General features: G+C 71.9%; 25 protein-coding genes. 13 read left to right on the top strand and 12 right to left on the bottom strand.

What is annotated here, in order from left to right; translation table 11 throughout:
• Positions 1-837, bottom strand: an 837-nt coding sequence (locus tag E1165_RS20300; protein ID WP_132393373.1) for an aminotransferase class IV, incomplete at its 3' end; no start/stop codon positions are given.
• 70 nt (positions 838-907) lie between these two features.
• Here E1165_RS20300 and E1165_RS20295 point away from each other — a divergent pair.
• The 4 genes from E1165_RS20295 to E1165_RS20280 all read left to right on the top strand — a co-directional run bounded on the left by E1165_RS20295 (position 908) and on the right by E1165_RS20280 (position 4,441).
• Positions 908-1,336, top strand: a complete 429-nt coding sequence (locus E1165_RS20295; RefSeq protein WP_132393372.1) for a Fur family transcriptional regulator — start codon at positions 908-910, stop codon at positions 1,334-1,336.
• Positions 1,333-2,445: a folate-binding protein YgfZ gene (locus tag E1165_RS20290; RefSeq protein WP_132393371.1), complete on the top strand. Its 1,113-nt coding sequence runs from the start codon at positions 1,333-1,335 to the stop codon at positions 2,443-2,445. The genes E1165_RS20295 and E1165_RS20290 overlap by 4 nt, the downstream gene beginning before the upstream one ends.
• A gap of 125 nt (positions 2,446-2,570) precedes the next feature.
• Positions 2,571-3,398, top strand: coding sequence for a 3-keto-5-aminohexanoate cleavage protein (locus E1165_RS20285; protein ID WP_132393370.1), 828 nt, complete (start codon positions 2,571-2,573; stop codon positions 3,396-3,398).
• Positions 3,399-3,481: 83 nt separating this feature from the next.
• The gene (locus E1165_RS20280; protein ID WP_132393369.1) at positions 3,482-4,441 is read left to right on the top strand and encodes an asparaginase; all 960 of its coding nucleotides are present in this window, start codon (positions 3,482-3,484) and stop codon (positions 4,439-4,441) included.
• Positions 4,442-4,588: 147 nt separating this feature from the next.
• Here E1165_RS20280 and E1165_RS20275 read toward each other — a convergent pair whose 3' ends face one another.
• Positions 4,589-5,386, bottom strand: coding sequence for an alpha/beta fold hydrolase (locus E1165_RS20275; RefSeq protein ID WP_132393368.1), 798 nt, complete (start codon positions 5,384-5,386; stop codon positions 4,589-4,591).
• Positions 5,387-5,498: 112 nt separating this feature from the next.
• Here E1165_RS20275 and E1165_RS30800 point away from each other — a divergent pair, with 112 nt between their 5' ends.
• The 5 genes from E1165_RS30800 (at position 5,499) to E1165_RS20250 (ending at position 9,218) form a co-directional block, all read left to right on the top strand.
• Entirely contained in the window at positions 5,499-6,194 is a 696-nt protein-coding gene (locus E1165_RS30800) for a helix-turn-helix domain-containing protein (RefSeq protein WP_132393367.1), read from the top strand.
• A complete protein-coding gene (locus tag E1165_RS20265; RefSeq protein ID WP_132393366.1) occupies positions 6,191-6,835 on the top strand; it encodes a hypothetical protein in 645 nt (214 codons plus the stop codon). The genes E1165_RS30800 and E1165_RS20265 overlap by 4 nt, the downstream gene beginning before the upstream one ends.
• A 73-nt stretch (positions 6,836-6,908) precedes the next feature.
• Positions 6,909-7,223: a DUF2516 family protein gene (locus E1165_RS20260; protein ID WP_132393365.1), complete on the top strand. Its 315-nt coding sequence runs from the start codon at positions 6,909-6,911 to the stop codon at positions 7,221-7,223.
• Positions 7,220-8,107, top strand: a complete 888-nt coding sequence (locus E1165_RS20255; RefSeq protein WP_132393364.1) for an alpha/beta fold hydrolase — start codon at positions 7,220-7,222, stop codon at positions 8,105-8,107. The genes E1165_RS20260 and E1165_RS20255 overlap by 4 nt, the downstream gene beginning before the upstream one ends.
• A 193-nt stretch (positions 8,108-8,300) precedes the next feature.
• Entirely contained in the window at positions 8,301-9,218 is a 918-nt protein-coding gene (locus tag E1165_RS20250; protein WP_132393363.1) for an SDR family oxidoreductase, read from the top strand.
• Here the strand turns inward: E1165_RS20250 and E1165_RS20245 are convergent.
• Positions 9,209-10,180: a YafY family protein gene (locus tag E1165_RS20245; RefSeq protein WP_207916969.1), complete on the bottom strand. Its 972-nt coding sequence runs from the start codon at positions 10,178-10,180 to the stop codon at positions 9,209-9,211. The two genes, E1165_RS20250 and E1165_RS20245, sit on opposite strands and share 10 nt — an antisense overlap.
• A 142-nt stretch (positions 10,181-10,322) precedes the next feature.
• Complete coding sequence (locus tag E1165_RS20240) at positions 10,323-10,808, bottom strand: VOC family protein (protein WP_207916968.1); 486 nt, start codon at positions 10,806-10,808, stop codon at positions 10,323-10,325.
• Positions 10,809-10,833: 25 nt separating this feature from the next.
• Here E1165_RS20240 and E1165_RS20235 point away from each other — a divergent pair, with 25 nt between their 5' ends.
• The 3 genes from E1165_RS20235 to E1165_RS20225 are packed head-to-tail and all read left to right on the top strand — an operon-like array spanning position 10,834 to position 13,082.
• A complete protein-coding gene (locus E1165_RS20235; RefSeq protein WP_207916967.1) occupies positions 10,834-11,745 on the top strand; it encodes a YafY family protein in 912 nt (303 codons plus the stop codon).
• A gap of 25 nt (positions 11,746-11,770) precedes the next feature.
• A complete protein-coding gene (locus E1165_RS20230; RefSeq protein ID WP_132393360.1) occupies positions 11,771-12,565 on the top strand; it encodes an EI24 domain-containing protein in 795 nt (264 codons plus the stop codon).
• Between the two features lies 1 nt (position 12,566).
• Entirely contained in the window at positions 12,567-13,082 is a 516-nt protein-coding gene (locus E1165_RS20225) for an O-acetyl-ADP-ribose deacetylase (protein WP_132393359.1), read from the top strand.
• Between the two features lie 34 nt (positions 13,083-13,116).
• Here the strand turns inward: E1165_RS20225 and E1165_RS20220 are convergent, their stop codons facing one another.
• From E1165_RS20220 to E1165_RS20185, 8 genes are all read right to left on the bottom strand, one after another.
• Positions 13,117-13,527, bottom strand: a complete 411-nt coding sequence (locus E1165_RS20220; protein ID WP_132393358.1) for a RidA family protein — start codon at positions 13,525-13,527, stop codon at positions 13,117-13,119.
• 77 nt (positions 13,528-13,604) lie between these two features.
• On the bottom strand, positions 13,605-14,450 hold the full coding sequence (locus E1165_RS20215; protein WP_132393357.1) for a hypothetical protein: 846 nt from the start codon (positions 14,448-14,450) through the stop codon (positions 13,605-13,607).
• Positions 14,451-14,683: 233 nt separating this feature from the next.
• Positions 14,684-15,691 carry a LacI family DNA-binding transcriptional regulator gene (locus E1165_RS20210; protein WP_132393356.1) on the bottom strand — a complete coding sequence of 336 codons (1,008 nt, stop codon included), beginning with the start codon at positions 15,689-15,691 and terminating at the stop codon, positions 14,684-14,686.
• Positions 15,692-15,710: 19 nt separating this feature from the next.
• On the bottom strand, positions 15,711-17,090 hold the full coding sequence (locus tag E1165_RS20205; protein WP_132393355.1) for a GH1 family beta-glucosidase: 1,380 nt from the start codon (positions 17,088-17,090) through the stop codon (positions 15,711-15,713).
• 56 nt (positions 17,091-17,146) lie between these two features.
• Positions 17,147-17,977 (bottom strand): carbohydrate ABC transporter permease, encoded by an 831-nt coding sequence (locus tag E1165_RS20200; RefSeq protein ID WP_132393354.1) that lies wholly within the window; start codon positions 17,975-17,977, stop codon positions 17,147-17,149.
• Positions 17,974-18,960 (bottom strand): carbohydrate ABC transporter permease, encoded by a 987-nt coding sequence (locus tag E1165_RS20195; RefSeq protein ID WP_132393353.1) that lies wholly within the window; start codon positions 18,958-18,960, stop codon positions 17,974-17,976. Before E1165_RS20195 ends, E1165_RS20200 begins: the two co-directional genes overlap by 4 nt.
• Positions 18,961-19,032: 72 nt before the next feature.
• The gene (locus tag E1165_RS20190) at positions 19,033-20,334 is read right to left on the bottom strand and encodes an ABC transporter substrate-binding protein (RefSeq protein ID WP_132393352.1); all 1,302 of its coding nucleotides are present in this window, start codon (positions 20,332-20,334) and stop codon (positions 19,033-19,035) included.
• Between the two features lie 286 nt (positions 20,335-20,620).
• Positions 20,621-21,379 (bottom strand): maleylpyruvate isomerase family mycothiol-dependent enzyme, encoded by a 759-nt coding sequence (locus tag E1165_RS20185; protein ID WP_132393351.1) that lies wholly within the window; start codon positions 21,377-21,379, stop codon positions 20,621-20,623.
• A 71-nt stretch (positions 21,380-21,450) separates the two neighbouring features.
• Between E1165_RS20185 and E1165_RS20180 the strand changes: the two genes are divergently transcribed.
• Positions 21,451-22,542, top strand: a complete 1,092-nt coding sequence (locus E1165_RS20180; RefSeq protein WP_132393350.1) for a UDP-N-acetylmuramate dehydrogenase — start codon at positions 21,451-21,453, stop codon at positions 22,540-22,542.
• The last annotated feature ends 116 nt before the right edge of the window (positions 22,543-22,658 follow it).

Below are 22,658 nucleotides of genomic sequence, written 5' to 3'. Positions count from 1 at the left end.
GGCCAGGAGGGCCTGGAGTGGGGCGGTGAGTGGGCTGTGCGGCAGCGCCACGCCGTCCAGGGCGCGGATCTCGACCAAGCCGCGCACGGACGAGGTCAGCCAGCGGCCGTCGGCCGCGCGCAGCTGAGCCGGGGTGACCATCCGCTCCTCGGCGGCCAACCCCAGCGTGTCGGCGTGGGCGAGGAGCCAGGTGGAGGTGGTGCCGGGCAGAATGCCGGTCGCCGCGGCCGGCACCGTGCACAGTACGTCCCCGGCCAGCCAGACCAGGTTGGCGCTCGGCCCCTCCAGGGCGTACCCGTCGGTGGAGACCCAGAGCACGTCGTCCACCCCGTGGCGGGCGGCCCAGCGGCGGGCAGCGCCCCCGCTCACCCCGTACGAGGTCGACTTGATGCCGGTGGGCAGCCAACCCAGCCCGGGTCGGGCCGTCGCCGGCACCCCGAGGGGGAGGGTGGCCGCGGTCACGCCGTCGCGCCGGGCCCGCCGGGACGCGGCCGGGACCTCGGCCAGCGTCGCGTAGACCGTGGGCGGCCCACCGCCCTCCGGGCCCCGGGTGCAGATGAGCCGCAGCGCCCCCTCCACCGTTGCCGGCCAGCCGGCGGCCACCGTGTCCAGCAGCCCGACCAGGGCGTCCTCCGGCGGAAGCGGCAGCTCGACCGCGGCGGCGCCGGCACGTAGCCGGGCCAGGTGGGCGGCCGGCAGCCACGGGCGGCCCTCGCGCAGGTGCATGGTCTCGAACAACCCGTCGCCGTGCAGCGCGCCGAGGTCGTCGCCGCGCAGCACGGGCTCTCCCGTCGGTACGAGCCCCCGGCCCAGCACCGCGATCCTCGACGCCTCCATGACCGCCGAGCGTAGTGGCGCGCGTCCGGCGTCCTCCGGGCCGGTGCGGCGGGCGAACTATGATCGGACGGTGTCCGAATCCTCCCTCGCGGAAATGCTCCGCTCCCGTGGGCTGCGGCTGACGGCGCAGCGGCAGCTCGTGCTCCAGGCGGTGCTCGACCTGGGCCACGCCACGCCGGAGCAGGTGCACACGGCGGTCCGGGAAGTCGCCGCCGGGGTCAACATCACCACCATCTACCGAACCCTGGAGTTGTTGGAGCGGCTGGGGCTGGTGACCCACACCCACCTGTCGCACGGCGCGCCGACCTACCACGCCGCCGGTGAGCACCAGCACGTGCACCTGGTCTGCCGGGAGTGCGGCGCGATCGACGAGATCAGGCCGGAGCTGCTGGGCCCGCTCGTCGACCGGCTCGCCACCGAGCGGGGCTTCCGGGTGGACATCGGGCACGTGGCGCTCTTCGGCGTCTGCGGCCACTGCGAGGACGGGGAACCGAAATGATCGACATCGCGGGAGCGGTGGCTGTCGAGGCGATCGACGAGGTCAGCCGGGACCAGCCGGCCCCGGAGCACCGGGCGGCCGGGGTCCGGGGGGTGGCCGCGCACTACGGCGACCCGATGCGCGAGCAGCGCGCCCTGGAGGCAGCCGTCGGGCTGGTGGACCGGTCCCACCGCGGCGTCGTGGCCGTCGACGGCGCGGAGCGGATCAGCTGGTTGCACACCCTGACCAGCCAGCACCTGGCCGGGTTGCGCCCCTGGCAGGGCACCGAGCTGCTGGTGCTCAGCCCGCACGGCCATGTCGAGCAGCACGCAATGGTCGCCGAGGACGGCGCGACCACCTGGCTGGACACCGAGCCGGGGATGGCCTCCGGACTGCTGTCGTACCTGGAGCGGATGCGGTTCTTCAGCAAGGTCGACCCGCGCGACGTCACCGTCGACCACGCGCTGCTGTCGCTGGTCGGCCCGGAGGCCGAGGCCGCCGTCGCGGCGCTCGGCGTCACCGGGCTGGCCGGATCGGACGTGGTCGCGGTGCCGGGTCCGAAGTTCCGTTCCGGCGAGTTACCGCCACGGCCCAGCGTGGTGTACGACGTGCGGCCGCTGCCCGGCGGCGGTTGGGCCCGTCGGGGCCCGCTCGGGGTGGACCTGCTGGTGCCCCGTCCCGCCACCGGGGAGGTGGTGGCGACGCTGCGTGGCGCCGGGGTGCCGGTGGCCGGGCTGTGGGCGTACGAGGCGGTGCGGGTGGCCGCGCGGCGACCCCGGGCCGGGGTGGACACCGACCACCGCACCATTCCCGCCGAGGTGGGCCTGGTCGGCTCCGCCGTCCACCTGGACAAGGGTTGCTACCGAGGCCAGGAGACGGTGGCCCGGGTGCACAACCTGGGCAAGCCGCCTCGTCGGCTCGTCCTGCTACACCTGGACGGGGTGACCACCGACCAGCCGCCGGCGGCCGGCACCCCGGTGACCCTGGACGGCCGGACGGTCGGTTTCGTCGGTACCGCCGTGCACCACCACGAGCTGGGTCAGGTCGCCCTCGCGGTGGTGAAGCGCAACGTCGCCGACGACGCCCGGCTGTTGGTGGGGGAGAGCGCCGCCGCGATCGACCCCACGTAAGGATGCCGCCACCACCTGCAGGAAGCGGGAATTCTTCCTTCTTCGTGTGTCCCTGAGGGTATTTCTTTCGCTGCGGCGGGTCGCGGCTGTCGACCGGAGCCGAGCCGGGCGGCTACCATCCCGGCATGACCACAGGGACGTTGATCACGGTTGCCCCCACCGGTGCGGAGTCGGCCAAGGCGGAGGTGCCGGCCCTGCCGGTGACCCTCGACGAGCTGCTGTCGACCGCGAAGGAGTGCGAGGCGCTCGGGGCCGCCGTGATCCACGTCCACGTCCGCGACGACGAGGCGGGGCCCACCCTCGACCAGGGGCGGCTGCGGGAGACCGTGGCGGCGCTGCGGGAGGGCACCGACCTCGTCGTGCAGCTCTCCTCCGGCGGCGCGGTCACCGACCCGGAGGCCGACCGGCTCGCCGTGCTCGACGCCGGCCCGGACATGGCCTCCTGCACCATGGGCACGGTCAACTTCGGCGACGACGTCTTCCTCAACCGGTGGGAGTTCATCGTCGACCTGCACACCCGGATGCAGGAGAGGGGCATCGTGCCCGAGTACGAGATCTTCGACCTCGGTCACCTCACCGCCCTGCAACGGCTGCTCGGGAAGTACGGCCTGCCGCACGGTGGGCACGTGCACGTCGACTTCGTGATGGGCGTCCCCGGCGGAATGCCGGGCACCGCCGCCACCCTGGTCGCCGCCCAGCAGATGCTGCGCGACCTGCCCGACGGCACCACCTTCTCGGCCACCGGCATCGGCCGCAGCACCCTGCCGGTGCTGCTCGCCTCGCTGTCGGCCGGCGGCCACCTGCGGGTCGGGATGGAGGACACCGTCACGTACGCCAAGGGGCAGCCGGTGGAGTCCAACATGCAGCTCGTGGCGCGGGCCGTCGGTTTCGCCCAGCTCGCCCAGCGCCCGCCGCTGACCACTGCCGAGGCCCGGCAACTCCTCGGCCTGTGAGGGCCCCGCCGCGCACCGCTGGTACGACGCGGGGTCACACCCTTGGTCAACCCGCCGCCGGGCCGGCCGGTACCGTCCACGACGTGGCAGAGACGTACGAGGGTGGTGTGCCGCTGGTCGAGGTGGTCCGGTCCGGTTTCGTGGAGGGTGTCCACCGGGGTTCCGTGGTGGTCCTCGACGCCGCCGGTGCGCCGGTGGCCGGCGCGGGAGACGTGACCTCGCCGATCTTCCCGCGTTCGTCCAGCAAGCCGATGCAGGCCGTCGGGATGCTTCGTGCCGGGCTGCCGCTGACCGACCCGGCCGACCTCGCGCTGGTCTCGGCCAGCCACGCCGGCGAGGAGTTCCACCTGGCCCGGGTCGGCGCGCTGCTGGCCGGCGTCGGCCTGGACGCCGAAGCGCTGCACTGCCCGCCGGACCTACCGATCGGCGAGGCCGCCCGGTCGGCGGTCCTGCGGGCCGGGGGCGGGCCGACCCGGGTGCAGATGAACTGCTCCGGCAAGCACAGCGGGATGCTGCTGACCTGCCTCGCGGCCGGTTGGCCGCTCGACGGTTACTGGCGGCCCGAGCACCCGTTGCAGCAGCGGCTCACCGCCACCATCGAGGAGCTCACCGGCGAGATGGCGGCGGCCGTCGGGGTGGACGGCTGCGGCGCTCCGGTGCTCGCGGTCTCGCTGACCGGGCTGGCCCGGGCGTACCTGCGGCTGGTCCAGGCCGAGCCCGGCACCGTCGAGCGGACGGTCGCCGACGCGATGCGGGCGTATCCCGAGCTGGTCGGTGGAACCCAGGCGGACGACACCCGGCTGATGCGGGGCGTACCCGGGGTGTTGACCAAGGTCGGCGCGGAGGGCGTCGTCGCGGCGGCGGTTCCCGGCGTCGGCGCCGTCGCCCTGAAGATCGACGACGGCGCGGGTCGGGCCCGGATGCCGGTGCTGGTCTCGGCGCTGCGCCGGCTCGGCGTCGAGGCCCCGGTGCTGGTCGAGTACGCGCAGCTGCCGCTGCTCGGCGGCGGCCTACCGGTCGGCGCGGTCCGCGCCACCTGGTGACCTCGGCCGCCGTTCCTGGTCCGCTGGACGCGCCCCGGACGGTCCCCACGGCAGGACGCGATCTGCGTTCACTCGACCCGGGATGCCGCGCACGGCGGTGACGCCGCACACCGCTGTTCCGGCACACGGAGTCGATCGGGAAGGCTGTCAGGGCAGGAAGCCGAGCAGGGCGGCATTGACCGCCTCCGGGCGTTCCAGGGGCAGCAGGTGAGCGGCGTCCGCTATGTCGGGAAGGCGGACCGCGCCGGGCACCTCGGCCGCGATCCGGTCGGCGAGCCGGGCGATGTCCCGCACGTCGTCCGCGCCGGCGGTGACGAGCACCGGCAGTCGCAGTTCGCCCAGTCGGTCGATCGCGGGCGGGTCCAGTTCCTCGATCTCCACCGCGCTGAGCGCCAGCTCGGCGGCGAGGGCCCGCTGGTCCATCTCCTCGGCGAACGCGACCAGCTCCGGGTCGACGCCCTCCGGGTCGCGGCTCGGGCCCACCACCCAGAACCGGACCTCACCGGCGGCGCTCGCCGTGAAGTCCTCCGGGTCGACCTCGCCGACCAGCCTCTCCCAGAGTTCCTCGGTCTCCGTGGACCACTCGTTGCCGAAGACGGCCGAGCCGAGCAGCGCGAGCGCGCTCACCCGGTCCGGGTGGGCCAGGGCGGTGTCGATGGCCACCGCGCCACCGAAGGAGCAGCCGACCAGGGCGGCCTTCCCGACGCCGAGCGCGTCCAGCAGGCCGACCACGTCGTCGTGGTGGGCGAAGGGCTCGGGGGGAAGCTCGGAGTCGCCGTAGCCGCGCAGGTCGAGGGCGATCACCCGGTGCCGTTCGGCGAGGGTGGAGAGTTGTCCCCGCCACATCCGCCGGTCGGCGATCCCGGCGTGTAGCAGGACCACGGCGGTGCCACTGCCCAGGTCGTCGTACGCCAGTCGGGCCCCGTTGATGTCGATCTTCGCCATTCCGAACAAGCTACGGACCGGACAATCGGCAGGCAACATCCCTGCTGTGGCATTGCTAACTCTGGCTAGCACTTTGCTTGCTGGAGTTAGCAGCGCGGGCTACCGTTGGGGCATGGCCGCACCCAAGGATCTACCCGACGTCGGCGGATTCATCCGTGACCTGCGCCGGAACGCCAAGATCTCGCTGCGCCAGCTCGCCGAGCAGGCGGGGGTGAGCAACCCGTACCTGAGCCAGATCGAGCGAGGCCTGCGCAAGCCCAGCGCCGAGGTGCTCCAGCAGCTCGCCAGCGCGCTGCGGGTCTCCACCCCGGCCATGTACCTACGGGCCGGGTTGCTCGACGACAAGGAGAGGCAGGGGGTGCTCGCGGCGATCGCCGTCGACCCCGACCTGACGATGGCCCAGAAGCAGTCACTGAGCCAGATCTACGAGACCTTCCGCCGGGAGAACGTCCGGCTCGCCGAGGCCACCGCCGGCCAGGGCTCTGCCCCGGCGTCCACCGGCACGCCGACCGCGCCGGCGACACCGTCCGAGCCGACCCCGCCGGCAACACCGGCCGAGCCGACCGCGCCGGCAACACCGGCCGAGCCGACCGCGCCGGCGACACCGGCCGAGGCCTCGGCCACCGCGGGGCCGGCCGCAACCGGCCCGACCACTCCCGACGGCACCCCGACCGAGGCCGTCCTCGAATCGGTCGCCGTCACCGAGGCCGGCGCCGCACCCGCTCCCACCGCCAGCGTCCGCAGCAGGAAGGCCGCCCCGCAGGCGGCCCCGAAGGCCGCCGTGTCGGCCGAGGAGGAACAGTCATGACCCAGCCGAAGACCAACCGCATCCCCGCCCCGCTCTACGCCGCCGCCGGCGCCGGCGAGCTGGCCTACCAGCAGCTGCGCAAGCTCCCCACCGTGGTGGGCGAGCTGCGCGACAAGGTCGTCACCGACGGCGCCAAGGTTGTCACCGAGTTCGGCGGCAAGGCCGTCGTCACCGGCGTCGAGCTGCGCCAGAAGGCCACCGAGACCTTCAAGACCGCCAACCTCACGGCGGCCGAGCTGCGCGCCAAGGCGGTCCCGGCCGATCTCGAACTGGACAAGTTGCGTGCGGTCGCCACCCGCAACGCCGCCGCCGTCCTGGCCGGCGCGCAGGCCGCCCAGGAGCGGGCGCTGGCCGCGTACGGCGCGTTGATCGCCCGGGGCGAGCGGGTGGTGGGCGCCGGCGTCCTCGAGGCCGCCGACACCGTCAACGCCGACATCGAGACCACCGACGCCAGCGTGGCGCCCGAGGCCAAGACCGGGTCCACCGAGGACGTCGCGCCCAGCCCGACCGAGGTCGCCGAGGCCGTGGCGACCAAGCCGAAGGCCGTCCGCACGCAGGCCACGAAGGACGCCGCCAAGCCGGCCACCCCGTCGGCCAAGCTGCCGAAGACCACCCGGCGGGCCCGCCCGGCCGCCGAGTAGCCCGACCGTACCGGTACGACCCCGGAGGCGTCCTGTGGGACGTTTCCGGGGTCGTCGCCGTATGCTGGCCGTCATGGCCATCGCCGCGCCGATCTTCGTCTTCGACGTCGTCTCCGTGATCAACCTGGTTCTGCTCGTCTTCGCGCTGATCGTGCAGGGCGTCGCTCTGGTGCACGCGATCACCCAGCGGGGCGACGGGTTCGCGACGATCGGCACCCTGCCCAAGGGGGGCTGGGTGGCGATCCTGGCGGTCTGCCTGGCGCTCACCCTCCTCGGGTTCGGCGCGCTCAGCATCTTCGGGCTGATCGGCATCGCGGCCGGCCTGATCTATCTGCTCGACGTCCGGGTCGGGCTGCGCGACCTGCACGACGGCAAAGGGTTCTCGTGAGGGGTTTCCGCTGGCCCCCACCGCCCGACGGCGGCCCCCGCACCTGGGGGCCGGGGCCGGGCGCCCCGCGTACCGGACGACCGGCGCTGCCCGACCCGGAGACCGAGCTCGTCGCGACGCCGCACGGCGTACGGCTGGAGCGGCTGGTCACCGGTGCCGGTGACCCGGTCACCGTCTTCGCGCACGGGCTGGGCAACGGAATCGCCACCACCCGCCCGTTCGGCAGCGCGGTCGTCGGCCGCAAGATCTTCTTCCAGTTCCGGGGGCACGGCCGCTCCGACGCGCCGCCCGGCCCGTGGAGCTATCTGGATCTCGCCCGGGACCTGCGGGCCGTCGCCGACCTCGGTAACGCGACCCGGGCCTTCGGGGCCAGTCTCGGGGCCGGCGCGCTGTGCCGGCTGCTGGCCGACAGCCCCGACCGCTTCGAGCGGCTGGTCCTCCTGCTGCCCGCCGTACTGGACACCGCGCGCGGGCCCGGCGCTTGGCAACGGCTGACCGACCTGCTGGACGCGGTGTCCACCGGAGACGCCTCGGCTGTCGCCGACGTCGTCTCGCTGGAGCTCCCGCCCCCGGTCCGGAACACTCCGGCCGGCTGGGCGTACCTGCGGCAGCGGCTGGACCAGCTGCTCCGCGACGGGCTGGCGCCCAGCCTGGCCGACCTGGCCGAGCAGGCCCCGCTGGCGGACGTCGGGGCGCTCGCCGCGGTCACCGCTCCGGCGCTGGTCATCGGCTGTGCCGGCGACGACCTGCACCCCGTGTACGTCGCCGAGCAGGTGGCCGCCGCCCTGCCGCACGCCACCCTGCACGTGTACGACCGGCCGGGGTTCGCCTGGACGGACCGCGCCGACCTGCGGGAACGGATCTCGACGTTCCTCAACGCCTGACCCAACCCGCCCGCCGCCCGTGGTGCGCGCGCCGGGCAGGTGGTCGGGGGATCGCCGGAGCCCGGCCGGGGGCGTAGGCGAGCGAGTCGACGATCCCGGCGAGCAGTGGGTGCGTGCCGGCGAGCATGACGGACGGCACCGATTCACAAAAACCGGACTTCGTCTGTCAGGTATCCCTGACAGCCTCGGTGGCATGACGACGAAACCGCTGGAAGGAAAGATCGCACTGGTGGCCGGAGCGACCCGGGGCGCGGGTCGGCAGATCGCGGTCCAGCTCGGCGCGGCCGGCGCGACCGTCTACGCCACCGGCCGCAGCACCCGGGCCGGCCGCTCCGAGATCGACCGGCCGGAGACCATCGAGGAGACCGCCGAGTTGGTCGCCGCCGCCGGGGGCACCGGCATCGCGGTACGGGTCGACCACCTGGTGCCCGAGCAGGTGCGTGACCTGGTCGCCCGGATCGACGCCGAAGAGGGCCGCCTCGACGTGCTGGTCAACGACGTCTGGGGCAGCGATCACCTGATCGCCTGGAACGAGCCGATCTGGAAGCAGCCCCTGGACAACGGCTTCCGCACCCTGCAACTGGCGGTGCACACCCATCTGATCACCAGCCACTTCGCGCTGCCGCTGCTGATCCGCAACCCGGGCGGCCTGGTGGTCGAAATCGGCGACGGGACGAAGGCGTACAACGACGACCACTACCGGCTGTCGGCCTTCTACGATCTGGCCAAGACCTGCGTCAACCGGCTCGGCTTCATCCAGGCCGAGGAACTGAAGCCGCACGGCTGCACGGCGGTGGCGATCACCCCCGGGTGGCTGCGCTCGGAGGCGATGCTGGAGCACTACGGCGTCACCGAGGAGAACTGGCGTGACGCCATCGCCAAGGAGCCGGACTTCGTCATCTCGGAGACCCCGGCGTACGTCGGGCGGGCGGTCGCCGCGCTCGCCGCCGACCCGGACAGGGCCAGGTGGAACGGCAAGTCCACCGACAGCGGCGAGTTGGCGACGGTGTACGGCTTCACCGACCTCGACGGCAGCCGGCCGCAGGGCTTCCGCTACATCACCGAGGTCGTCGAGGGCGGGAAGAAGGCGGACCCGGCCGACTACCGCTGACCGTCGTACCGCTCGCCGAGGCGGCGGGCCACGTCGGCGAGCCGCGCCCGTAGCTCCGGCGGGTCGAGCACCTCCACCTCCGGTCCGAGCCGCAGCACCAGGTCGTACGCCACGTCGACGGACTCGACGGGCAGTCGGGTGACCACCCACCCCTGCCCGTCGGGTTCGTCCGCCGCGGTCAGCGCCTCGTCGTACACGAGAGGGGTGTCGGCGGCCCAGCGCAGCGCGCGCAGGCCGGCGGAGCTCAGCCGGACGGTGATCCGCTCGCGCAGCATCGTCCGCAGAAACGCCTCCGCCTGTTCCCGCCAGTATCCACCCAGGTCGAAGCCCCCGTCCCGGGTGAAGGTCGCGGTGTCCGGCGTGACGTCGAGCACCCGGTCGACCCGGTAGGTGCGCGTTCCTTCGCCGACCCGGCCGACCAGGTACCAGGTGCCGCTCTTGAGCACCAGCCCGTACGGCTCGACCCGGCGGACGACCTCCCGGTCACCGCGCCGGTAGCGCAGCTCGACCACCCGGTCGGACCAGACGGCCCGCGCCAACTCCGCCAGCCGTGGCGGCGGTGGCGACTCGCGGAACCAGCCGGGCACGTCCAGGTGGAACCGCTGGCCGGCGCGGGCCGGCGCGTCCCTCAGGTTGGGCGGCAGCGCGGCGAGGACCTTCAGCTCGGCGGCGGCGACCGCCTCGGCAAGTCCCATGTCGCCGGCCGGGCCGGGCAGCCCGGCCAGGAACAGCGCCTCCGCCTCGTCCCGGGTCAGCCCGGTCAACCGGGTGCGGTAGCCACCGATCAGCCGGTAGCCACCTCTTCGCCCCCGGTCGGCGTAGACCGGCACCCCGGCGGTGGAGAGCGCCACCACGTCCCGGTAGACGGTCCGCTCGGAGACCTCCAGCTCGCGGGCGAGTTCCGCGGCGGTCATCGTCTCCCGTGACTGCAACAGCAGCACCAAGGAGATCAACCGGGACACGCGCACCGTTCCATCCTGCCGTCCCGGCCATCGGCCCGACGCCGGACCACCGCATAATCAACTCAGCTTGCGGCAACCGTGGCCTCGCGTGGGTGGGAAGGTGTCCGTTCGCCGCAAGCGGCGCCTGCCGCATTGTGGCCTTTCAGTCCTGCGGTGCGACGCGGATTCGGTTCCCGTCAGGATCGGCTGCGAGGAAGGTCAGCCCGAACCCCGCATCATGAGGCTCGCGCAGGATCTTGACACCCTTGGCCTGCCACTGCTCGAAGGTCGCGTTGACCTCGTCGGGTCCACCGTCGACGGCCAGGCACACCTCACTGGTGCGCGGGACATCCGGTGACAGATCCTCGAACTGGCCAGACCACAGACCGAGGTCAGCGCCTGGCCCGAGGTCGAAGGTGATGTATCCCGGAGTCTCGAACGAGGGGCTCATGCCGAGGAGGTCACCGTAGAAACGAGCTGCGGCGGGAGCGTCGCTCACGTAGACGATGGACACGACGGATGTGGTCATGGTTGTTCCTTCCACAGGTAGTAGGTACGCGTCCACCAGCCTGACCGGGATATGCGCCGGATCGTGTCGCAATTCCTGAAAAACTTGGTGTGTGACCCCAGACCGCTTCTTCTCCCTCATGTTGCTCCTCGAATCGAGGGATGCCGTGACCACACAGGAACTTGCCTCGGCGCTCGGGGTGTCCCTTCGAACCATCACCCGGGACCTGAACTGGCTCCGCGACGCCGGACTGCCGGTGACCGCACACCGGGGCCGCCTCGGAGGCGTGACCATGCTGCCCGGGTCCCGGCTCGACCTCACGCGACTCACACCGGTCGAGCGTGATCATCTGTCGCTCACCGGGCTGGACGAGAAGCAACGTGCGGAGCTCAACGCATCGGTCGAAAGCCAGCGGGCGCTCTCCAAGATCGCCGCTACACAGCCACGTCGAGTTCATGAGCTCCTGCCGCTCACCGACGTAGTGCACGTGGACAACCGTCCCTGGCGTCAGGCACGAGCTTCCGGCACGACTCCTGCTTCGCTGATCGGCGCAGTGCGGCGAGGTCGCCGGCTACGGATCGAGTACGACAGCCCACGCGAATCATGCCCACGCGACCTGGTCGTGGATCCCTACGGGCTGTTCGCCAAGGCCGGCACCTGGTACCTCGTCGCCGACTGTGCGCGAGTGCCACGGATGTACCGACTCGAACGGCTCACGACGTGGAAAGAAGTCGACCAGCCACGACGGATCCGCGAGAGCCAGACCCTGTCCACCGTCGCCGCAGCGCTTGTTGCCCAGTGGGAACACAACCACGCGATCGAGGTCAGCGCCACCATCGACCAGACCCAGATCGAGCGAGCGCAACGGATCTTTGGCCTACAACTCGTCCGGGACGACCATGAAGAATCCCCTATCGGCCACAAGGTAACAATCCGCTTTCAGCGTCTGGAGGACGTGCGAGCACTACTGCCGTTCGGGAGCGCCATCACTGTGCACGGCCCCACCGAAGCCAGGGCTCACCTCCGCGACCTCGCCACCAACCTTGCCCACCACTATGCGCCGTCACCAACGTCCTGACCCACAACAACTAGGCTCTGCGGTCGTGAACGCACCCCGTGACGTGGCCGCACCGGCGACCGGCGCGATCGGCCGCTTCTTCACCGGCGTCGGGCTGCTCCTGCGCGGCCTCGGCATGTACGTCCGCAGCCCTGGCCTGATGCTGCTGGGCATCGTCCCGGCGCTGATCTCCGCCGCGATCTTCGTGACCGCGTTCGCCGCCCTCGCGTACCTCGTGGAGGATCTGGCCGCCTGGGTCACGCCGTTCGCCGACGGCTGGCCCACCAGCGCCCGCAACCTGATCCGGGTGATCGCCGCGCTGGCCTTCCTCGGGTTGGGCGGGCTGCTCGCGGTGGTCAGCTTCACCGCGGTCACCCTGGTCATCGGTGACCCGTTCTACGAGAAGATCTCCGAGCGGGTGGAGGAGCGTCTGGGCGGCACGCCGGGAGCGGTGGACGTGCCGTTCTGGGCGTCCCTGCGGCGCAGCCTCGTCGACTCCCTGCGGCTGGTCGGCCGCGCGGGGCTCTTCGGAATCCCCCTCTTCGCCGCCGGCTTCGTCCCGGTGGTCGGGCAGACGGTGGTGCCGGTGATCGGAGGGCTGGTGGGTGGTTGGCTGCTCGCCGTGGAGCTGACCGGGGCACCGTTTTCCCGGCGTGGGTTGCGGCTGGCCGACCGTCGATCCATCCTCAGGGCGGACCGGCCCGCCACACTCGGTTTCGGTGTGGCGGTCTTCGCCTGCTTCCTGATCCCGCTCGGTGCGGTGCTGGTCATGCCGGCCGCCGTCGCCGGGGCCACCCTGCTGGCCCGCCGGTCACTCGGCCAGCCCGTCACCGAAGGCTGACATGGAGATCACCCTGATCGAGGGGGACATCACCGCCCAGCGGGTCGACGCGATCGTCAACGCGGCCAACTCCTTCCTGCTCGGCGGCGGGGGAGTGGACGGCGCGATCCACCGCCGGGGCGGTCCGGCCATCCTCGCCGAGTGTCGGGCCTTGCGGGCCTCCCGGTACGGCCGGGGCCTGCCCACCGGCCAGGCCGTCGCCACCACCGCCGGCGAACTGCACGCCCGCTGGGTGGTGCACACCGTCGGGCCGGTCTACTCCGCCGTCGAGGACCGGTCGGGCCTGCTCCGCGACTGCTACGCCAACAGTCTGGCCGTCGCCGACGGACTCGGCGCGGCGACGGTGGCCTTCCCGCTGATTTCCGCGGGCGTCTACGGTTGGCCGGTCGACGACGCGGTACGCCAGACGCTCGCGGTGCTGCGGGCCGCCGCAACGGTGCACGTCAGCGAGGCCCGGCTGGTTCTCTTCGGTCCGGACACGTACGCCACCGCCCGGCGGGTGGCCGAAACCGGCTGACGGCGTCCTCGGCAACGGCGGTGCGGACGCGCACTCAGCCCGCCTCGCGTACGGCGGCGACGGCCTCCACCTCGACGAGCTGGTCGGAGTACCCGAGCAGGGCCACCCCGAGCAGGGTGCTCGGCGGGTCGTGGTCGCCGAAGGCGTCCCGGACCACCGCCCAGACCGCCACCAGGTCGGCCCGCCGGGACGAGGCCACGTACACGGTGGTCTTGACGACGTCGGTGAGCCGGGCACCGGCGGCGGCCAGCGCCGTCTCCAGGTTCGCCATCACCTGGTGGGCCTGGGCGACCGGGTCGTCGGGCGCCACGGTGCGGCCGTCGGCGTCCAGCGGGCACGCGCCCGCGGTGAAGACCAACCGGGTGACGGGATCGACGGTGGCGGCGTACGCGTACTCGGCGACGTCGGAGAGGGCCGGTACGCGGATCAGCCGGAGTCCGTTCATCCGGCGAAGCTATCGCCGGTGTGGCGGAGACTCCACCGAATAATTCCCGGGGCCGGGGCGGTACCCGGAGTCGTGCCTCACCCGTCACCGAGCGCGCGGTAGTGCCGCCACAGGTCATGGTAGGGAATCGGCTGCCCCTCGGCCTGGGCTCTGTGCCACTCCCCGGCCCAGTGCACCAGCAGTACCCGCTGGACCCGCGACGGAACCAACCGCCCCGCCTCGACCCGGCCGACGTCGAGCCCCGCCCACTGCTCCTGCGGAATGCCGGGGTCGTTCGTCGCTGCCGCGATCGCCGACAGGCTCGAGTACGGCCGACCGGAGGTCACCATCAGGTAGTTCAACAGCGGCTGCTCCCGGCAGAGCAGTTCCATGTGCGGCGCCAGCGCGAGTGGAGCAGCCAGCGATCGGCGCACCTCCGCCGGGTCGATCAGGCCGGCTCGGGACGCCACGAAGCCCGTGCTGGCCGCGTACCCGATTTGTTCCGAGGTCAACGCGCCCGTGTCGTAGACGGAGTCTCGCCACACCCAGCGGCGGATCTCGGGGAGATCCGAGTGCGAGGTCAGGAAGTCGTACCGGTCGAGATGGTCGAAGACGAAGTCGACCGGCTCCAGCACGATCGTGTCGGAGTCGATGTACAGGAACTCGTCGAAGCCGCCCGTCCACATGGCGAGCTTGCGGTAGTGCCCCCAGGTCACGCCGTCGTGGAACTCCCGGCCTATCGCGTCGCACTCCCGGAGCACCGCGTCGTCGTCCCACACGCTGAAGCCGTACCGGTCGGCGAGGGACCGGACGCGGTCGACATCGTCGGCGAACGGTACGAGGCACAGCGGAAGGCGGGGATTGTACGACCGGAAGCTGTTCAGGAAGGCGATGACCCGGTCGAGGATCGCGTCATTGGCCAGGAAGTAGACGCCGCGCTTCATCACTGCCTCCCAGCTGTGTCTCGGTCGTCGACGTGGACGGGTGGACCTGCGACCGGCGCGGGTGATCCTGGGCTGGGTGAGGCAGCGGGCAACCCTCATAGGCGATACGCCGGCGGCACGACCGAGCGTACTGAACCCGAACCCGGATAACCAGATCCATCGATCCCTTACGCCTCCTGTGGATGACCCGCCCCGGGGGTGTCCCGGCCCGCCGCGACACCCCCGGAACACCCTCAGGCCGACTGGCGTGGCACCAGCTCGGTGGGGAGGATCAGCGCCTCGTCGATCGCCTCGCCGGCGGCCAACCGCAGCAACTGGCGGGTCATCGCCCGACCCAGCTCCACTACTGGCTGGCGGATCGTGGTCAGCGGCGGATCGGTGTACGCGGCCGTCTCGATGTCGTCGAAACCGACCACCGCGACGTCGTCGGGCACCCGCCGTCCCGCCTCGCGGAGCGTCCGCAGGGCGGCGTGCGCCATCAGGTCGGAGGCGGCGAAGACCGCGTCCAGGTCGGGGTACGCGGCCAGCAGTTGGCGCATCGCCGACGCCCCGGACTCCCGGGTGAAGTCCCCGTACGCGACCATCTCGGGCAGCCCCGCCTCGGCGACCACGTCCCGGTAGCCGGCCAGCCGCTCGATGCCGGCGACCATGTCCTGCGGGCCGGCGATGGTGCTGATCCGCCGACGACCGGTTCCGATCAGGTGCCGGACGGCCCGGACCACCCCGCCCGCGTTGTCCACGTCGACGTACGGCACCCGGTCACCGTCGAGCGGCCGGCCGGCGCAGACCACCGGGATGCCCAGCCGCATCAGCCTGCCGGGCAGCGGATCCGCGCCGTGCAGCGAGGCGAAGAGCACCCCGTCGACGTGCCGGCCGGTGGTGTACCGCTCGACCCGCTCGTGACCGGCCGCCGAACCGGCCAGCATCAGCACCAACTGCTTGTCGGCGGCCTCCAGTTCCTGCGCCGCGCCCCGGATGATTCCCGGGAAGACCTGGTCGTCGGAGAAGACCCGGGTGGCCTCCTCCGGCATGACCAGGGCGACCGAGTCGGTCCGCTGGGTGACCAGGCTGCGGGCGGCGGCATTGGGCACGTACCCCAACTCGGCCACGGCCCGGCGGACCGCCTCCTGGATCGGCTCGGCGACGGTGGTGGAGCCGTTGACCACCCGGGACACGGTCGCCCGGGACACCCCGGCCCGCCGGGCGACCGCCTCCAGGGTCGGTCGCTGTGCCGTCGTCATCCCCGTTACCACCACCTCGTCACAGTCCGTTCCGGGAGATCACCTCCTGGTACCACCTGGCGCTGGCTTTCGGTGTGCGCCGCTGGGTCAGGTAGTCGACGTGGACGATTCCGAACCGCTTCCGGTACCCCTCGGCCCACTCGAAGTTGTCCAGCAACGACCATACGAGATAGCCGCGCAGGTCGACGCCCCGGGCGATGGCCTCGTGCGCCGCCCGCAGGTGCCCGTCGAGGTAGGCGATCCGGTCGTGGTCCAGCACCCGGTGGCCGCCGTCCGGGTCCTGGGCGCCGGTCTTGTCCGGGAACGCCGCGCCGTTCTCGGTGATCATCAGCGGCAGCCCCGGGTAGTCCCGGCTGACCCGCTCCAGCAGCCGGGTCAGCCCGCCCGCCTCGATCATCCAGCCCATCTCGGTCGTCGGGCCGGTGGGCGGGAGGAACTCCACCGCGCCCTCGGTGCCCGGGTACGCGCTGCCGCCGGCACCGTCCGGCCGGCCGGCGACGTAGGTCGGGGCGTAGTAGTTCAGCCCGAGCAGGTCGATCGGCGCGGCGATGGTCTTCTCGTCGCCGTCCCGGAGGAAGGTCGGCTCGACCAGCCGGGAGACGTGCTCCAGCACGTCCTGCGGGTAACCGGCTCCGGTCAGCGGGTCGAGGAAGATCCGGTTGTGCAGGCCGTCGACCAGGCGTACGGCGGCGGCGTCCGCGGCGCTGGTCGGGTCCGCCGGCTGCGCGTCGGCCGGGTTCAGGGTGATCCCGACGATCTCCGCGCCGGCCGCGCGCAGCGCGCGGGCCGCCAGGCCGTGCCCCAGCAGCAGGTGGTGCACGGCGGCGAAGGCCGCCCCCGCGTCGCGCTCGCCGGGGGCGTGCACCCCGTTGCCGTACCCCAGGTAGGCCGAGCACCACGGCTCGTTGAGCGTGGTCCAGGTGCGGATTCGGTCGCCGAGACGGGTGTGTACCGCGACGGCGTAGTCGGCCAGGTGGGCGGCGGTGTCCCGGTTGGTCCAGCCGCCCCGGTCCTGCAACGCCTGCGGCAGGTCCCAGTGGTAGAGGGTGACGATCGGGTCGATGCCCCGCTCCAGCAGCGCGTCGGTGAGCCGGTCGTAGAAGTCCAACCCGCGCGGGTTGACCGGGCCGGTGCCGTCCGGCCGGATCCGGGGCCAGGACACCGAGAACCGGTACGCCTTCAGCCCCAACCCGGCCATCAGCGCCACGTCGTCGGCGTACCGGTGGTAGTGGTCGCAGGCGACGTCTCCGGTGTGGCCGGCGAACACCTTGCCGGGCGTACGGCTGAAGGTGTCCCAGATCGACGGGCCGCGCCCGTCGTCGTGGGCCGCCCCCTCGATCTGGTACGCGGCGGTTGCCGCCCCCCAGACGAAGTTCTCGGGGAATCGGAGGTCGGTCACGTTGCCTTCTTCCATTCGCGGCTGCGGGGCCAGCAGGGGAGGATCTTGCCTCGCGCTCACGCCTTGACCGCACCTTCCATGATGCCGCCGATGATCTGGCGGCCGAACACGACGAACACCAGCAGCAGGGGCAGGGTCGCGATGGCGGTGCCGGTGAACACCTGCGACATGTCCTGGTAGTACCCGTCCGACAGGGCCCGCAACGACAACTGCACTGTTGGGTTCTCCGGATCGTTGAGCACGGCGTACGGCCAGAGGAAATCATTCCAAGTAGTCATGAAGGTGAGTAGACCGAGTACCGCGGCGGCCGGCCGCAGCGCGGGCAGCACCACGTTCCAGTAGATCCGGGCGGTGTGGCAGCCGTCCATCCGGGCCGCCTCGATCAGTTCGTTGCTGACCGCCTGGCCGGCGTACTGGCGCATCATGAAGACCCCGAACCCGGTGACCAGCGCGGGCACGATCACCGCCGGCAGCCGGTCGTTCCAGTTGAACTTCGTCATCAGCATGTACAACGGGATGACGCCGAGTTGGGTCGGCACCATCATCGTCGCGATGATGACCAGCAGGAGGGCGTTGCGTCCCCGGAACCGCAGCTTGGCGAAGGCGAAGCCGGCCAGGGTGGAGAAGAAGACCACCGAGACGGTGACCGAGACCGCGACGATCGCCGAGTTGACCAGGCCGGTCAGGAAGTACGCGTCGGTGTTGGCGAAGAGCCGGGCGATGTTGGCGCCCAGATTGCCCCCCGGGGTGAGCGGGGGCGGTACCTGGCCCATCGCGTCGCTGGTGCGGCTCGCCACCACGAACATCCAGTAGATCGGGAAGATCGACAGGACGGCGGTGACGACCAGCGCCGCGTAGGTGAGCCGGCCGGCAGACCAGAGTCTCATCGGGTTTCCTCCCTGCGCCCGCCGCCGAGGCGGCGCAGCACCAGCACGTTGACGGCCGCGACGATCGCGATCAGGGCGAAGAGCAGCCAGGCGACGGCCGAGCCGTAGCCGAAGTTGTAGTGCGGCGCGAAGGCGTTCTCGAACATGTACATGGTCATCGTCTGCGACTCCCGCAGCGGCCCGCCGCGGATCGCGTTGGTGCCGGAGTGGAAGAGGCGGGGCTCGGTGAAGAGCTGGAGCCCGCCGATGGTGGAGATGATGACCGCGAAGACGATCGTCGGCTTGAGCAGCGGCACGGTGATCGACCAGAACTGCCGGGCCCGGCCGGCACCGTCGATCGAGGCCGACTCGTAGAGGTCGCGCGGGATGGCCTGCATCGCGGCCAGGAAGATCAGCGCGTTGTAGCCGGTCCACCGCCAGTCGACCATCGCGGAGATGGCCACCCAGGACGCGAGGCGGTTCGCCTTCCAGTTGACGGGGTCGATCCCGACCAGGTCGAGCAGCCAGTTGATCATCCCGAACTCGCGGCTGAACAGCACGCCGAAGACGATCGCCACCGCGGCGGTGGAGGTGACGTTCGGGACCAGCACCGCCATCCGCCAGCCGGTCCGTCCGCGTAGCTGCCGGTTGAGCAGGTTGGCCAGCCAGAGTGCGAGGAGCATCTGCGGCACGGTGGAGAGGGCGAAGATGCCGAGGGTGTTGACCACGGAGTTCCAGAAGTCCGGGTCGGACATCAACTGGCGGTAGTTCTGCGCGCCGACGAAGGTGGGGCTCGCGCCGAGCAGGTCCCAGTCGTGCAGCGAGACCCAGAGGGTGTAGCCCAGCGGGTAGAGGCCGAAGACGGCGAAGAGCAGGAAGAACGGGGCGATGTAGAGGTAGGGCGAGAACCGGGTGTCGAGCCGGGCGAGCCGGTGGCCCCGGTCGGGGTGGCTTCGCCGGGGCGCCGGTACGGCCGGCGGCCGGGCGTCGAGATGGACGGCCATGCCGTGGTCTCCTATTCCGCCGTGCGGGCGCGTCCGGTGGTGCTCCGGGCCCGCCCGCACGGGCGACTCGGGCTACTTGGCGGCGGCCTTCTTGGCGTTGGTCACGGCGTCGGTCCAGCCCTGCCCGGGGCTGCGCTGTCCCAGTTCCACCGTGCGGACGGCGTTCTCCACCTCGGTGCGGACGGCCTGGTTCTTCGGGCCCATGTAGACCGGCTTCAGGCTCTTCGCGCCGGCGCTGAAGATCTTGCCCACGGGAGCGCCGGAGAAGTACGCGTCGGTCGAGTCGGCGATCGCCGGGTCGTCCAACGCCTGCGGCGAGGACGGCAGGGCGCCCTTGGCCTTGAACGCGCCGATCTGGCCCTTGGCGCTGGTCAGGAACTTCGCCAGCTCGATCGCCTCGGCCCGGTGCTTGGTCTGCTTCGGCACGGCGAGGAAGGAGCCGCCCCAGTTGCCGCCGCTGCCGGGGACCTGGGCGATGTCCCACTTGCCCTTGGCGCCCTCGCCGGCGTTGCCCTCGATCACACCGGTCATCCAGGACGGGCAGGCGATGGTGGCGAACTTCGACTGCTTGAAGGCGGAGACCCACTCCTCCGACCAGGAGCCGTACTTGCCCGACAGACCGGAGTCGATGATGTCCATCGTGGTGTCGTACGCCTGCCTGACCGCCGGGTTGCTGTCTACCACGAGGTTGTCGCTGGTGTCGTAGTAGCTGTATCCGGTGGTGTTGCCGGCGGTCTGGAGCAGGATGGTGTTGAAGGTGTTGGTGGCCCCGTCCAGGAACGAGGCGCCGGTGTTCTTCGCGGTGAACTGCTCGCCGACCTTGATGAAGTCCTGCCAGGTGGGCCAGAGCCTGGAGACCTCGTCGCGCTCGGTGGGCAGGCCGGCCTTGGCGAACAGGTCCTTGCGGTAGCAGATGGCGATGCCGCCGACGTCCGTGCCGAGGCCGATGAGCTGCTTGCCGTCGGCGGTGAGGCCCTGGTTCCACTTCCACTCGAGGAAGTTGCCCTTGAGGTCGGCCGCGCCGTGGTCGAGCAGGTTGACGAAGTTCTGCGGGTTGGCCTTGTACTCGACCAGCAGCCCTTCCTCGATGGCGACCACGTCGCCCGCGCCCTTGCCGGCGGCGAGCCACTGGGTCAGCTTCGGTGAGTACTCGTCGAGGTTGCTGCCGGTGCCCCGCTCGACGATCTTCACGCCGGGGTGGCTGGCCATGTACTCCTTGTAGAGCTCGTCGTAGCCGAACTGGCCGAACACGTCGACGGTCAGGGTGACCGTCCCGTCGTCGGCGGCGTCGGCGCCGCCGCACGCGGCGGTGCCCAGCAGCGCGGCGGTGGCGACCAGCGCGACCCCCAGACGGCGGCGGGAGAAGATAACCATCTTCGATCGGATTCCTCTCAGGTCAATCGGGTGGTGGAGCGAGAGAACCTGCGGGTGAGCGAGTCGCAGCCGGTTCCCGGCCCAGGTCACGAAGGCTGAGAGAGCGCTCCCACGACAGCGTGGTAGGTGCCTGGCCTCCTGTCAAGAGAGCGCTCCCAGGTGCCGCCGGATCGCGCCACGCGGCTTGCCGGCGAGGGCCGGACGGGCGCTCGACGAGGTGGCCGCCAGCCGGCAACGACAAAGCGGCCGTTCCGCACCGGAATGGCCGCTTGTCGTCGGCGCGGAGTCAGCCCACGCGCAGGCCCGCCAGCAGGGCGCGGTCGCCGGCCACCCCCAGGGTGTCGAAGCTGACCCGGCCCCAGAGGGCGAGCAGCAGGTCACTCGCCGTGCCGGTGACCTGGGCGCGGGCGTGGTGGTCCTCGTGACCGAAGACGGTGGCGGTGTCCAGCAGGGCCACCCCGTCCCCGCGCAACCGCAGGTACCACTCCTGGGTCACGTCGGCCGCGACCAACTGCACCACCCCGTGCCACTGGCCGGTCGCCGCCCGCCGCCCCGCGGGCAGCCAGGTGTCCAGCACCTCACCCACCCCGTCCGCGGCGAGCTTCGCCTCCACCGGGTCGCCCGCGGCGATGGCGAGCTGCGCGTCCCAACGGTGCACCGCTGTCTCGTGGGCCATCCGGCGCAGCCAGAAGGCGGCCTTCTTCGGCTGCGGGGCCCAGTTCCACGCCGGGGCCTCCGGGTCGAGGCTCTCGAAGAGGGTCATGAGCTGGTCGTACTCCTGCTGCCAGAGCTGCAGCGGAGGGATCCCGGCGGGCAGTTCGGCCTCGTCCCGCCGCCCCGGACGAGTCGGCTCGCCCGCACCGGCGAAGGAGCGCACCCACTGGTAGATGCTGGCGAGGTGCAGCGTCAGATCGGTGACCGTCCAGCCGGGACAGGAGAGCACCGGGGTCTCCGGCGGGGCTTCGGCGACGGCCGAGGCGAACGCCGGGCCGTCGGCCCGCAGCGCGCCGATCCAGAAGTCCTTCGTGCCGTGCAGTTTGCTCATCGCACTCCTCCCCGGGGGTGACCGGGCCACCAGTGGGTGCCGCGGCTGCCCCTCAGCCTAGGGTGAAAGGCGTGTCTGACGTCTACGCCGAACCGACGACCGGAGCCGGACCCGCCGACCCGTCCGCCCTGGCGCGATACACCACACTCCGCCTGGGCGGCCCCGCCGGTCGGCTGGAGACCGCCGTCAGTGCCGAGGAAATCGTACAAAAGGTTCAGGAGGCGCAGGGGCGGGACGATCAGGTCCTGATTCTCGCCGGCGGCAGCAACGTCGTGGTGGGTGACGACGGTTTCCCCGGCACGGTCGTCCTGGTGCGCTCGCGCGGGCTGCGGGTGGTCGCGGAGGACGCCGACACCCTCACCGTACGGGTCGAGGCCGGCGAACCCTGGGACGAGCTCGTCGCCGCCACCGTGGCCAACGGCTGGTCCGGGCTGGAATGTCTCTCCGGCATCCCCGGCTCGGCCGGCGCCACCCCGATCCAGAACGTCGGGGCGTACGGCCAGGAGGTCGCCGAGATCATCACCGCCGTCCAGGTGTACGACCGCCGAGACGGCGGCGTCCGCCGGATCGACGCGGCGGACTGCGGGTTCGCCTACCGGTCCAGCATCTTCAAGTACAGCGAGCGATGGGTGGTGCTCTCCGTCGACTTCCGGCTGCGCCGCTCGCCGCTGTCCGGCCCCGTGCGCTACGCCGAACTGGCTCGGGCGCTCGGCGTCGAGGTGGGTGACCGGGTGCCGCTGGCCGACGCCCGGACGACCGTGCTGCGGCTGCGCGCCGGCAAGGGCATGGTGCTCGACGCGGCCGACCCCGACACCTGGTCGGTCGGCTCGTTCTTCACCAACCCGGTGCTCGACCAGGGGGGGTACGAGCTGCTGCGGGAACGCGCCGCGGACCTGGGTGAGCCGCCCTCCTGGCCCTGCCCCGGCGACCTGGTGAAGGTCAGCGCCGCGTGGCTCATCGACCAGGCCGGCTTCGGCAAGGGGCATCCCGGGCCGGGTGGCACCGCGATCAGTGGCAAGCACACCCTGGCCCTGACCAATCGCGGCGGCGTCGCCCGCACCGCCGACCTGGTCGCCCTGGCCCGCCTGATCCGCGACGGCGTCCAGCAGCGTTTCGGGGTCTCTCTCCACCCCGAGCCCGTCCTCGTCAACTGCCACCTCTGATCCCCACCCTCGGCCCGTCTCCCGTTGGCCTCCCGCCCCATCCCGTCGCGCGCGACTCCCGCGCCCCCGACACCGCCTGCTCGCGGTGATCGTGTGGGGTGTGAGGGGGTCAGTGG

The organism is Micromonospora sp. KC723 (assembly GCF_004348595.1).
GTDB lineage: Bacteria > Actinomycetota > Actinomycetes > Mycobacteriales > Micromonosporaceae > Micromonospora.
This window is presented reverse-complemented; position numbering and strand designations above follow the sequence as displayed.